Here is a 12,578-nt window from a genome sequence, read left to right as displayed (position 1 = left end):
GTCTTCAAAAAAAGCAGGGTGAAGACTTCAAATATTTATACTTTTATAAAGTTCTAAACATTCTAAGAAATCATTTTGCATTCTTAAAAGTAGTTTATTCTCTTTGTTTTCATCATCTTTTAAATCTTTTAACATTTTTTCTAGCTTTAAGGCATAATTTTTAAAAGTTTTAAAATCAAAGGCATATAAACCATTTTTAGCCAATATACAATTTAATTTATCTTTAAAATTGTTTTTACTTTGTTCTAAATCATACTTTAAAGCTTTAATCTCATTCTCATATTTTTGCTTTTGCTGTGCTAATTGAGATTTGTAACCTAAACTTTGTCTAAAAGCTAACTTATCGTGCTTCTCATATTCAATATTTCTTAGTCTTTTTTCCATTTCATTAAAAGCTTTGATAAACTCGATTTTCCATTTATAAGCTTTTTCGCCTGTAAAACCCATAACAAGCAAAGAAAAAGCATCGCGAGTGATTTTGTAACAAGGTAAAACTCTACCCGTGCTATCAATATATTTACTCGGCTCAAAATTGAGCTTAGTAAAATTATCCTTTGGAAATTCATTTATTTTTCGTATAATATTTTTGTGGTTTTTATTGAATACTTCAGCCACGCTTAAAGAAGTGGTATATACTGCATTATCTACCACTTCCAACTCTACATCCACGCCATTAATTACAGCTAATTTTTCCATTTTTTGTCCTTTTTGTTTTGATTTATAAAAGTTAATTATTTTATAACTTTTATGCAGTGATTATACACTTTTTTATAATATATGTCAAGCATAAAATACATTTTTTTATAATTATTTTTTATTAAAAGTTAAATTTTTATGTATTTTTTGCTATAATAACTAAAAACAACAAGGATATTAAATGGATATAGAAACATTTGAAAAAAAATTAAATGAATTAGAGCTTACAAAAAAAGAATTTGCAAATATGGTCGGAGCTGTTTATAATGGTGTTATCAATTGGAATGCAAAAGGCGAAACACCTAAATGGGTTGATAGTTGGCTCATTAATTATGAAAAAGCAAAAGTTTTAGATGAAATTTCAAAATCTATAAAACCTTTTATAAAATAAAAATAGTGTATTTTAAAGCAAATTATTTATTTTAAAAAAAGTAAGATTATAATATATATAAATATATATAAATAAGTATAAATTAACTATAAAAAAGGTATAATTTAATTAAAATCAGTATAAGCTAAGAATTTTAAGGAGTAAAAATGTCAAACATAAATGCTTTTTTATTTGGCTTTACAAATATGTTTAATGCAGATATCCTTAAAGCTACATCTTTAAAAGATAGAAAAACAATGATAACTGATTTTTATAAAAAATCCGAAGAATTAAGAAAACATAGCAATGAAGAGTATAACGCCAAATTCGAAAAAATCACAAAACAAAAATAAGGAAAACCAAAATGACAAAAACACAAGCTTTTGTAGATGGTTTTGTAGGTAGACCTATAAAAAACGAATGCTTTAATTTATGGGATTTAAATGCTATTATAAGAGAAAAACAAGCAAAATTATATAAAGAGAATATTGAATTTAGAGAGAAACAAATTGAAAAAATCACAAAAACAAAAAACACCTAATACCATTAAACAAGAAAATCAAAATAAAGAAAATCCATCTCAAACTTTCAATACTCAGCTTAATTTTCTTATGGAAAATGAACTTAATGCTATAGGAAAATTGCCTAAAGATTTAGCAGATAGAATTGTGACAATGCTAGAGAAATCTTTAGAGTATAAAAAAGATAACGATAATAAAATACTAGATTTAGAGAATAAAAATATAGAAATTAGAAAAAAAGATATAAAATCTTATCATTTTTGGAATGGTTTTGGAATGGTATCTTTTCTACTTATAACTATTACTAGTATATGTGTTGGATTATATCTTATTCTTAATGGGCATAATGAAGGTGCTTATTTTGCTTTTATATTAGGAGCATTGACACTTTTACCTAAAATAATTGATTCTATAAAAAACAAACCTAAAAATTAATTTACATTTTCTTTATCTTTTCCTATTAATATTAAGAATAGTTTGAAGATTGAAGCAATTGTAATAAAATTAAGGGATAAACCCTTAATTTTTATTTATCTTCTCTCCTTTCTTTTAATTTAATAAGATTTTTTAGCGTATGAGTGCCTATTTTTCCTGCTATTTCCCTGTTATTTTTTTTATCTCTAACCTTATCTATTTTTTGCTTTCTAGCTATAACTTGTTTTATTTTCTCAATTCTTTGCTTTCTAGCTTTTTTATCATTTTGTATTTTCTCATCAAGCCTTTGTTTTACGCTTTTTTTATTCTTTTTCTTTACTTCTTTAGCCTTAATGTTCTCTTTTATATCATCCATTAAGTTTTTTTTAGGCTTAGCTTGGGTAGAATTTTCGTTAGAGAACGACACTTGCTTTGTCTCTGAAGATGCCCTAGATGTCGGTAAGGCTCTCGCATTATTATAATACACTACTTCAGCATTTTTCATTTTATTTTTTATATTATTTTGTTTCTTTGGCGAATTGCTAATTATAGTCAAATGCGTTTCATAGTCTTTGCCTATACTTGTAAAATAAGTCTGATTATCTATATTTTTAATAAAAATAAAATCATCTTTATCTTTTAAGATTGCCTGTGGGCTTTCTAAAGTTTCTTTGATATGTGGTATGTATTTAATTCTATCTTTTTCAATCAGCTTTAGTAAACTTCCTTTTGTAAGTTTTATTTCTCTATCTTTTAAAGCTATCTTTGCTTCTTTTGGTATATTAGGGATATATTCATCATCGATATTTTTAAGATTGAAAGTTTTCATCCATTCATTTCTAACATCTTTATTTATAGTATACTCTTTGCCATTTTTGCCTATAAATCTTAAAGAATTGTCTTTAGGATCAGCTTTATCCATGAAGAAGTTGTCGCCTTTGATAACACCTTCTTTAATTAGTGCATCTTTTAATATTTTATTTTGTTCTTTATCTACTTTAATATAATTATCCAAAGCATCTTTAAAAATTCTACTTTGTTCTTGATCTGCTATTTTTATGTTTTTAAGATTAGATATAACTTCTTTATTGGTTTTAGCAAGTTTTAGAGCATCTAGTATTTGATTTCTTAATGCTTGTTCTTTGGCACTTTTAAAAAAGGGAGCTAAAGCGTGTAATCTAGCAAAAATACCACTTATTAATATTCTATCAAAAACACCCTGTATTGTTGTAGCCATTGAAGAGTTTGTCTTTTTTCCACTACTTGCTAAGGCTGTCATTATCAAACCTCTATTATTGTTATATATCAAAGCGTATGTATTAATAACATCTTTAGCATCTTTTATTTTTTTGCTTGAAAAATTGACATCTTCTAAATCTTTTGCTAAGGATTTAAAATCATACCCCACACCTTCAATCCTATGTTTTTCTAATAAAGCATTCATCGCATGAGTTTCATTAGCTAATCTTTCTTGTTCGTTCATTCCTTTAAAAGCATTTTCTAAATTCTTATCTTCATTTATATTTCTAAGCCCTTTAACCAATCTATCGGTAAGCCCTTCTTTTGTTTCTTGAGGCTTCATCATACCTAAATAACTTTCTTTAAAATTTTCCTTTAAAGCAAAATTTTTATTTGCATTATCTAGGATTTCTTTTGCTAATACTTTGTCACTAGCATTTCTTATCAACGCATCATCTAAAATTTCTTTTACTATTCCATAAGCTTGTTTTGTATTATATGTTTTATTTCCTGTGTTTAATTGCTTATTTATAGCTGTTCTTAATCCAAAAATTTGCTCCGCACTTACTTCTTTTCCTTTTATTTCATCTAAATAGCCTTGTATGTTATTTTTTACATCTTGATCTAAAAAATTATTATTTTTAAAATTTTCAAGCTTTGCTAAATCTTCACTAGTTAATACTATTTTTCCATTATTAAGCTCATCTAATTTACTTATAGCACTGCCATACTCTTGGTTTATTCTATTCTCATAAGCGTGATTATCTTTTTGCCAAGCCTTATAATCAAACTCACCATTTAAACCTGTTTTGTTTTTAAATACTTCATCTTGCCCTTTAATCATATTTAAAAAAGAAATACTAGCATCCTTATCAGCCTTTAAAACATCATCTAAAAAACTTCCTATTTCTGGATAAGCTTGTGCTGCTTTTAATAATACTTCTCTTCTTTGTGTAGTTGGCATTCCTTGTAAACTATTAGAAATATTTTTTAAAATAGCACTTGTTCTTTTAGCGCTATCTTGTATAAATTGTGGATTATTTTTATTAAGTCCTTGCTCGACAATGTTTTTTAATATTTCTATTGTAGGCTTTCCATTTTCTAGGTAAGTTGGATTTTCTTTTGCTATAAGTTCATCTATTTGTTTTTTATTCTCTACATTTTTTGTAAGATTATTAAAAATTGTTTCTGCATTTTGCAAACCACCATCTGTAAATTTTCCTACCATAGGTATATCTATCTTGCTTATTTTATCTATAAATCTATTGCCTAAATTACCACCTTTTACTGCCATGCCATCTATCATATCTTTACCGGCTTGTGCTCCTGTTTTTGCCATATTATAGGTATTTTTTAAAGCTCTTGCTCCTTTAGCAACTCCTGTAAAAGCTGCGTCTCCTATCAAAGAAAGTCCAGCATTTTCACCCATAAGCATAAGAGCTTCTTTTAAATTCATATCTTGATTTGTATCTTTTGTATTTCCGTAGTAATCATATCCTGCCCCTAAAGATGCACCTAATGCACCCCCTGCAACCATACCAACTCCGCCACCTAGCATTGTGCCGCCAATGGCACCTGCTGTTCCTAAAGCCATACTAGCACCATTATCTCTTAATCCACGATATAAATCACCCATTGTGCTACCTTGTACTTTTAAATAATTTCCGTTATTATCTTGCACCCAATAAGATCCATCATCATCTTGCAATAATCTTCCACGCCCTGATTTTTGCAACTCATCGCCTAAATCTCTCATAAACTGATTACTTTTTCTTACTACTTCATTATCATCAGCAAAAATAGGTTTAGAGGCATTAAATTTAGATTGCTTATCTAAAATATAATTACTTAAATCATCAGCATTCATGGATGGATTTTTATTATAATCATATAAATCCCTTTTATATTCACTAATATTTCCCATAGGATTTGTTAAATTTTGGTCTTTGAAATTATATTTTTCATATTCTTTAGCATATTTATCTTTATTTTTATAAAAATCATTTATTACTTCATTTTTTAAATTTGATAAATATTCACTTGTATTTTGATTTTCACTTTGACTTGCTCCATCTTGTAAAAATGAAATAATGTTATTTTCTTGTGGTTTTTCTAATAAAAATTCTCTTATATTCATTGTATTAATCCTTGTTTTTTTAATTCTTCTACGCTAACTTGCATTTTTCTACCTGCTTGATTAACTAATATTACATTACCATTAGCATCAGGCTCTGATATTTGAGCATTAATTCCATTAAAACTAACGCTATGTAATTTTGGTGCATTTTGATTTTGCACTTCTAATATATTTTTGACTAAATCATTTTGTATATTTTGATTAGTTGTTGAATTATCTATAATTACTGCATTTTTACTAGGTTTTGAGTATTTTTCATCCCAATAAAAAGCTTTTACCTTTGGAGCATAATTGTTATAAAAATCCATATTATTTTTATAATCTTCTATAGCACTTTGTTTTTCTATATTTGTTTTGGCATTTCCTAGTCTTTCTGCTAATTCCATTTTAAAAGAGTTTGGAGCTTCTGCTAACCATTCTCCTGCTAATGCTTGAGCTACCCTTTGATTATTTGCTTCCATAGTATAACCATTAATAGGGAAATTGGCTTGTATATTCTCTAAATTCCATTTAGCATTTTTACCACCCCTTAATAAATCACTTTGCATTCTTTTTAAGAATAAATCACTTGCATCATTTAAATCCGTACTTTGACTTCCCCATCCACCAAAACCACGCTCTATAGCTCCATTCCAAAAACCATGGGTTGTATCATATGTTTTACCTTGATTATTTGCTAAATCTAAAAACTGAGCGTCTGCTTTATATCTTGTATTGTTTTGTAAATTTGCATTGTTTTGACTATTGAAACCTTGACTATTACTAAAAACTCCATTTAATAAATCTTGCTCTTTTTGTTTTGCATTTATCTCATTTTGTAATTTTTGGAGTTCTAATAATCCTTTTTGATAATTTAAATCCTTGTAAGCCTTATTAGCATTTATTGCTTGCTGTCTTAAAGCATTTTGCATGGTATATTGTCTAGCTCTTTGATTATAATTCATTTGCCATTGCTGATCTGCTATATTTGCTCTTTCTTTTTGATAATCAAAGTTTCTCTCATTTTGCAAAAGCTGATTATTTTGCATAGCCTGATTAAATTCCATTTGTTGTTTTCTTAAATCTTGCTCTTGCTGAAACTCATTAGCTTTAACTTTATCATCAAAACTTTTGCTCATGATGTCATATAAGACACCACCGACTTTTCCTGCGTTTTGTATAACGCCTGTATCGGGGTTAAATACTACTCTTTGTGGGTTATAAAATGCCATTTTGTTTCCTTTATTCTTTCTTTTAAAATAAAGGATTTAAGGAAGTTTGTGTATAATTTTAAAAGGTGTGGTGCCAAGGGTCGCCACCCTTAGCACTAAATTACCACCTAAAAAGGCGGTGAAATAAGATGCTACAAATCTTAATAGTTATTATACTACTTTGTATTATTGTTGTCAATGCAAATTAACAATCAATAAACAAAGCCCCTTATACAAGGGGTTAAGATTTACCCTTTAAAATAAACTCCTTAAATCCAAATTTATTTAATTACTCCAAACATTTTGAAGTTTATTTTCCATATTCTTTCTTCTATTTAATTCTTCATTAGCTAGATACTTATTGAAGTTATAAGCATCTTTTTGTAGCTCATAATTCTTTTGTGCCATCTTTTGCTGATTATAAGCACCATATAAAGCACCAGCACCGCCTAAAACATTTCCTAATCTATCAAAATTAGTTACTTTATTTGTATCGCTACTTTTAAATAACCAATCTCCAAAATTACTAAAAGAATTTTTTAATCCATTTAAAAAACCACTACTACTACTTGCTAAATTTGGAGTAAAATTGCTTGTTTTCATCAAAGTATCTGCAAAGCTAGATCCTAATCCCGTACCACCTTTTAAAGCTGTTATAAAATCCATGATTTCTCCTTTATACCAAACTTAATAATTCTTTACCGAGATCTATCTCGCTAACTTCGCCTTTTTTTAACTTATCGTTAAAATCACTAGTTCTTACATTATTATTTGCACTTGATAAATCTTCAGCTTTTTTAGCATTATTTGATTTTCCGACCAAATTAAGTAAGGTTTTCCAGCTGTCAATATTCCCTTCGCCTAAACCGCTTAATTTTGTTGCAAGTTCTGCCATAGCCTTTAAATCCGCATCAGGATAGGCTTTTCTTAACTCGCTTTCTACTTGTGCGTATTTAGCGATTAGTGCATCTTGCTCTTCTTTGTCTTTTTGCTTTTTATCAAGCTCTTCAAGCCTTTTTAATTTCTCATCAAGTCCATCAAGTCCTAATTCTTTTAAATACTGCTCTCTTTGTAATTCTTGTTCGCTTGGCTCTTTTTTTGGATTTTTTAAAGCTTCAAGCTCACTCATTAAAGCATTTAATTTGTTGTCATTTTCACTTTTATAAGCTTCAAACATCGCCTTATAATCAGGCTCGTTCTCATTAGCAACCTGCATAGGTTCATTATCTTCTACTTGCGTAGGTTCATCGCCATTAGCAACATCTCCTTTATCGTCATCTGTTATGACATTTATTAAATCTTTTAAAGCATCATTTTCCATCTTCTTCATCCTTTATTTTATTGATTATTACATCTAAAAAAGCCATAGTATCTAAAGCTTTTAACCTTAACTCTTTCTCATCGTTATTTTTTGCCATATAAAAACATTCGCTATATTTTGCTTTGATAAAATCTATTAGTTTCTTTCCTCCTTTAGTTTTAGATATATCACTTTTAATTTCAATATTAAGCATTAGTTTCTCCTTGCATTTGTGGATTAATCTCTTCATTATTTTCAAAAGCAAATAAACTATTTACATTCTTTACACCTAAAATTGGTAATAATTCTTTAGTAAGTTCTTTGCTAGCATTTATAATCCCATAAGCAGAATTTGCATCGCCTATGCTCATATACATTTGATATAATTGTGAAAAAACTTGCATACTAGCTTGAATTCCTGCACGTCTAATTTCTTTATTCATGGCACCTGTGCCGGTTTGAATTTTAAATCTAAAACTAGGTATATCCTCTCTTTGAAAACCATTAAAAAAACTATCTTCTCCATACTTAAAAACAAGCATTGCAAATCTATCAAATAAAGGCTCTATAAAAGTTTCGTTATACTGTCTTATATAGTCAGCACTTCTTCTTCCGCCTTCTTGTGCTTTTATGCTTATTTCTGTTGCTGTTTCATTATTTGCTGTTTGCGCGCCATTATTTTGTGGACTAATTCCTGTTACCTCTGTTAGCTCACTTTCTAATAATTGCAAATTTATTCCAGAACTATTTATATTTGGAGGAGGCAGTATTTGAATTCCTTTGGGGTCATCTGTATATATAGGCTTTCCTAGGGTTTCTATATCTTCTCTGCTTATTCCCATTGATTTTGGTACTATTATTTTTGGCATAATATGAGATCTTACAGCATCGATTAAAAGATTTCTTGTGATGTTAATTTCATCTTGCAAAGGCATAGCAGAAGCCATTATAGGCTCTCCATAAGCACTTATATAATCTTCGTTATCTATCTTTTTAAGTTGTGGTAGCATTGAACCCCATACAAAAGGTTGACCATCTTGCAAAGCAACTTCATTTCTAAGTAAATTATTTTCAAATAAGGTAGAAACCACCCACTCATCATCGTTTTTTCTTTCATAAATATCATAAAGCTTCACTTTTTTATATTCATCATCTTCATCAAAAAGCTTTTCAATTTCAATTTTTTTATAAAAACCTAGCTTTTGTCTTTCATGGATTTGATTATAAGTTAGATAAATTTCATTGACTATATAGCCTACATCTTCACTATTTAATGCATTTGGATCAAAGAATATACTATCAATATCTACTCTTTCAATGCGTGGCATTCCTTTATGCCAAGTAAGCTTAGCGATACTTGTTCCCACAAGTAAAACATCTAAGAAAAGTGGTTGAAAAATCTTAAACATATTGATTTTACCGCTATAAAAATCTATGGCATTTTGCCAAAGCTCTATAATCGCATCATCGCTATTAATGTAAGTTTCAATATCTGCCATTCTTTCGCTATTAAAATAAACTTCGTTTAGGCTAGTGATTAGGTATTTTACCTTAGAGTTTATTTTTGGTATGTAGATACTTGATTTATTTCTTTTTCTCAATTTTTGCATTACCTTATTTTCAAGCAAATAAGCATCTTGCAACTCTTTAAAGTGTGGTTTGTAATTTTCATATCCACTTTTACTTTCGCTAATGAGTTGTGTTAAAAACGACACTCTCTCATCATTAGTTCTTTTTGTTTTCATTCATAATTCTCCATATTGTTGTTTTGCTTAAATTTGTTATTTTTAAAATATCTTTTTCATTCACTCCTTTTTCAAATAAAAACTCCGCAAATTCTCTTTTAAATTTCTTTTTAGAAATATTATTAAATCCTGATACAAGTTCTAAAAATTCATTTGCAAGACTTGACTTTATAGCCTCATCGCTTAAATTTGAAAGCTTTTTTATTTTGTTTACATCAATTGCATCATAGATCATTAAAAACTCACCAGCCATCATAACTCCAATCTTCATTAGTATTGTTTCTGCTGTATAGTTTTTCAAAAAAAGTTAATGCCACCGCATCGCTAACATCAGGACTTTTTCCATAGTTCTTTTTTAATTGTTCTTTTGAAACTATCTTTAAAAGCCCCTTGTCGCTATATTCATATTCAATCATTCTCATATCTTTTTTTAATTCTTCATCTTTAACAAGCTCCATGTGTTTTAAGTTTTTAGCAAATGTAAAATACATTTGCGCTCTTTTATTTAAGTATTCATTACTGGTTGCAGAATTTGCAGAATTTGCCTCAAATACAGGCAAACCATAATTTAACAAGACATCATATACGCCAACGCCAAGACCACAGGTATCTATAAAAATACCTTTTGGTTTATCTTCGCTTTGATTGTATTCGGCTAGTATTTTGTTTGCTAATTCTATAGTTCCAAGTTGTGAGTATTTTTTAATCTCATAAATTACAAAACCTTTTCTTTTTGCTAAAGCACTCTTATCATCTCCATATCTTGCTACATCAAGCCCCCAAATATTCTCGCCTTGCATTTTTTCAATACTAAAAGAGTTCTTGCTCATCGCATTTTCAATTTCACTTAGAGAAAATAATTCAGCACTCGAGCTATCTATAAACTCGCCATAAATTTCTTGCTTGACAACTTCACTACCTTCTCCGCCTACTTCTTCAATTAATTCTTTAATTTGCTCTTCTTTTAAAAATGGATTATCATAACTTGAGAATTGAAAATGTTTCCAATTTTTATCGCTGAGTTCTTTTCTGCAAAGTTCATAAAATAGATTTTTTCCTTTAGGAACTCCACCGATAATCGCTCTTGATTTAGGGTTATCAAGCAACATAGGTCTTATAGCGTTATACCAAAGATACTCTCCTTTACTACCTTTTAAAATAATTCCTGCTTCGTTTAAGATAACAAGGTCATATCCAAAACCTTCGATATTTTCACTTCTTTTAGCACTTCTCATATGAAGCACTGCTCCATTAATAATTAGTTTCTTGTCTTGCACACTCCATGAGTAAAAATCTTTTGGCAAGTTTTTTAACTCAGGTGTAAAATATAACTCGTAATAATTTTGTAAATTTGCTTGTATGGTATCCACCCATAAAACATTTTGTCCTAAAAGCAAGTTTTCGATAACAAACTTAGCACTTCCCCTTGTAAAACCAAGTCTTCTGCCCTTTGCTACAGTTATAAAGCGTGGATTTTTATCATCAAAAACTTTAAGTTGTGCCGGAGTGTAAGAAAAATCGATTTTTAATTTCATTTGATTTCACTTCTTATAATTTCAATTTTTTGAACGTTATCGCTGACAACTTCTTGTTTATCCACATATCCATGTTGATTTTTTAGCAAGAACATACTAACGCTAGGAGTATAAGTGCCGATTAAGGAATGGTTTAAAATATCCATTTCACATTTTTGCTTAGCTTGAGATACAATTTCTCCAAAATCCTTATCCTTCTCCCACTCGCCTAAAGTTTGTATTGTAATTCCTAAATACACAGCTAATCCCACTTTTGTTTTAGGTGCAAAAATAATACTCTCCTTAGTTTCTTTTAAGACAACTCTTTCATTAAAATAACTCTCTATTTTTGAAACAAGCTCTTCTTTTGTCATACTTTTGCCATTTGTCATCATTCTAGCCATCAAGCCACCCCTTCTTTAAAATTAAATTCTTTGATTTCTAAGTCTAAAAAAGATTTTTTAAAACTAATAATCTCATAATCGCCTTTTAAAACATTCTTATCGTTTTCAAATAACGCATCTAACACGCATTTTACGATATTGTCCCCATCGCCATGCCTTTTGCTGTTAAATCCTATTTTTAAAGAAAACTCATATTTCTTTTGCTTATCAAAGGCTTGAAAACAGCTAATATTATTTTGTCTTCTAAACTCCATTTGCAAGAGTTTTTTAAAATCTAAATATTTAAGATAATCTTTACATGCAAATTTAGATCTTTGCGTGGTTCTTTTATAAGGAACTGGGTTGCTTTTTAAATCAATTTTTAAAATATACTTTTCCATTTCAGACTTTCTTAAATTTAGCTTATATTTTTAAAAGCCATTTTGACTTTTACTTTCTTTTGAAATTCTTCTTGATTCTCCTTAAAAAATTTTTTCTGCACCTTCTTAAAGTTATTATATTCTTCTTCATGGCTTAAAGATGTATATCCTTTTATCTTATAAGAAGTATTTATATATATCTTTTCCTATGCGCTCTTGATTTTTAAATATAAAATCTATTAAAGCGTGTTTAAATTCGTTATTTTTTAGCATTTCTCCATCTTCGTAGGTTAATTCTCCAAAATTATTTAGACAAACCAACATATTAATTGATTTTGCTAATCGTTTAAAAAGGTTGCCCTGTCCATCATAACAAACATATGAGTATTTAAAATCACTTTCAAGCAATCTAAAAAATGGACTATTTTTATATTTATTTTTTAACCATTCTAAAAAAATTCTTTGTCTTCAAAACGCTTTTTAAACTCGATTTCAGCTCTTTTGCAAACTCTTCTTAATTTCTCATAGGTTGTCCCTACGATATTCTCTCTTTCTAAAGTTTCAAAATAAAAATCTAAGAAAGCATGAATATCCTTAACGCTTTTGAGATATCTACCTACAATATCAGTTGCCTGAGCCTTATTAATTTCCAATAAGTCCATTAAAATTTGTATTTTTTCTTGCATTTT

General features: G+C 28.6%; 17 protein-coding genes. 4 read left to right on the top strand and 13 right to left on the bottom strand.

Annotation, left to right across the window (positions count from 1 at the left end):
* Window positions 1–27: 27 nt before the first annotated feature.
* Window positions 28–696 (bottom strand): Rha family transcriptional regulator, encoded by a 669-nt coding sequence (locus tag AJ887_RS07040; protein WP_070240584.1) that lies wholly within the window; start codon window positions 694–696, stop codon window positions 28–30.
* 181 nt (window positions 697–877) lie between these two features.
* Between AJ887_RS07040 and AJ887_RS07035 the strand changes: the two genes are divergently transcribed.
* The 4 genes from AJ887_RS07035 to AJ887_RS07025 all read left to right on the top strand — a co-directional run bounded on the left by AJ887_RS07035 (window position 878) and on the right by AJ887_RS07025 (window position 2,022).
* Window positions 878–1,087: a hypothetical protein gene (locus tag AJ887_RS07035; protein WP_002861671.1), complete on the top strand. Its 210-nt coding sequence runs from the start codon at window positions 878–880 to the stop codon at window positions 1,085–1,087.
* A 146-nt stretch (window positions 1,088–1,233) separates the two neighbouring features.
* Entirely contained in the window at window positions 1,234–1,419 is a 186-nt protein-coding gene (locus tag AJ887_RS07030; protein ID WP_002861670.1) for a hypothetical protein, read from the top strand.
* Window positions 1,420–1,430: 11 nt separating this feature from the next.
* A complete protein-coding gene (locus tag AJ887_RS10270; RefSeq protein ID WP_162842413.1) occupies window positions 1,431–1,607 on the top strand; it encodes a hypothetical protein in 177 nt (58 codons plus the stop codon).
* Entirely contained in the window at window positions 1,576–2,022 is a 447-nt protein-coding gene (locus tag AJ887_RS07025) for a hypothetical protein (RefSeq protein WP_002846375.1), read from the top strand. The genes AJ887_RS10270 and AJ887_RS07025 overlap by 32 nt, the downstream gene beginning before the upstream one ends.
* Before the next feature lie 91 nt (window positions 2,023–2,113).
* On the opposite strand, the gene AJ887_RS07020 is transcribed toward AJ887_RS07025, so the two are convergent.
* From AJ887_RS07020 to AJ887_RS10465, 12 genes are all read right to left on the bottom strand, one after another.
* Window positions 2,114–5,377, bottom strand: a complete 3,264-nt coding sequence (locus AJ887_RS07020; RefSeq protein WP_070240585.1) for a PBECR2 nuclease fold domain-containing protein — start codon at window positions 5,375–5,377, stop codon at window positions 2,114–2,116.
* Window positions 5,374–6,588, bottom strand: coding sequence for a hypothetical protein (locus AJ887_RS07015; protein WP_070240586.1), 1,215 nt, complete (start codon window positions 6,586–6,588; stop codon window positions 5,374–5,376). The genes AJ887_RS07020 and AJ887_RS07015 overlap by 4 nt, the downstream gene beginning before the upstream one ends.
* A gap of 264 nt (window positions 6,589–6,852) precedes the next feature.
* Complete coding sequence (locus AJ887_RS07010; RefSeq protein ID WP_059119425.1) at window positions 6,853–7,233, bottom strand: hypothetical protein; 381 nt, start codon at window positions 7,231–7,233, stop codon at window positions 6,853–6,855.
* A 10-nt stretch (window positions 7,234–7,243) separates the two neighbouring features.
* Window positions 7,244–7,888: a hypothetical protein gene (locus tag AJ887_RS07005; protein ID WP_070240587.1), complete on the bottom strand. Its 645-nt coding sequence runs from the start codon at window positions 7,886–7,888 to the stop codon at window positions 7,244–7,246.
* Window positions 7,878–8,081: a hypothetical protein gene (locus AJ887_RS07000; RefSeq protein ID WP_070240588.1), complete on the bottom strand. Its 204-nt coding sequence runs from the start codon at window positions 8,079–8,081 to the stop codon at window positions 7,878–7,880. Before AJ887_RS07000 ends, AJ887_RS07005 begins: the two co-directional genes overlap by 11 nt.
* A complete protein-coding gene (locus AJ887_RS06995) occupies window positions 8,074–9,612 on the bottom strand; it encodes a hypothetical protein (protein ID WP_070285030.1) in 1,539 nt (512 codons plus the stop codon). Before AJ887_RS06995 ends, AJ887_RS07000 begins: the two co-directional genes overlap by 8 nt.
* Complete coding sequence (locus tag AJ887_RS06990; RefSeq protein ID WP_002781524.1) at window positions 9,593–9,865, bottom strand: hypothetical protein; 273 nt, start codon at window positions 9,863–9,865, stop codon at window positions 9,593–9,595. The genes AJ887_RS06995 and AJ887_RS06990 overlap by 20 nt, the downstream gene beginning before the upstream one ends.
* Window positions 9,855–11,147, bottom strand: coding sequence for a terminase (locus AJ887_RS06985; RefSeq protein ID WP_070240590.1), 1,293 nt, complete (start codon window positions 11,145–11,147; stop codon window positions 9,855–9,857). Before AJ887_RS06985 ends, AJ887_RS06990 begins: the two co-directional genes overlap by 11 nt.
* Window positions 11,144–11,530 (bottom strand): terminase small subunit, encoded by a 387-nt coding sequence (locus AJ887_RS06980; RefSeq protein ID WP_002861661.1) that lies wholly within the window; start codon window positions 11,528–11,530, stop codon window positions 11,144–11,146. The genes AJ887_RS06985 and AJ887_RS06980 overlap by 4 nt, the downstream gene beginning before the upstream one ends.
* Window positions 11,530–11,910 (bottom strand): hypothetical protein, encoded by a 381-nt coding sequence (locus tag AJ887_RS06975; protein ID WP_002788333.1) that lies wholly within the window; start codon window positions 11,908–11,910, stop codon window positions 11,530–11,532. Before AJ887_RS06975 ends, AJ887_RS06980 begins: the two co-directional genes overlap by 1 nt.
* Before the next feature lie 156 nt (window positions 11,911–12,066).
* Window positions 12,067–12,213: a hypothetical protein gene (locus AJ887_RS10470; RefSeq protein WP_234744289.1), complete on the bottom strand. Its 147-nt coding sequence runs from the start codon at window positions 12,211–12,213 to the stop codon at window positions 12,067–12,069.
* Between the two features lie 125 nt (window positions 12,214–12,338).
* Window positions 12,339–12,575, bottom strand: coding sequence for a hypothetical protein (locus tag AJ887_RS10465; RefSeq protein ID WP_224374458.1), 237 nt, complete (start codon window positions 12,573–12,575; stop codon window positions 12,339–12,341).
* Window positions 12,576–12,578 lie beyond the last annotated feature (3 nt).

The sequence above is a fragment of the Campylobacter sp. BCW_6466 genome (genome assembly GCF_001762835.1).
Lineage (GTDB): Bacteria > Campylobacterota > Campylobacteria > Campylobacterales > Campylobacteraceae > Campylobacter_D > Campylobacter_D jejuni.
The sequence above is the reverse complement of the archived record's forward strand: the minus strand, read 5'-3'. Positions and strand labels throughout refer to the sequence as shown.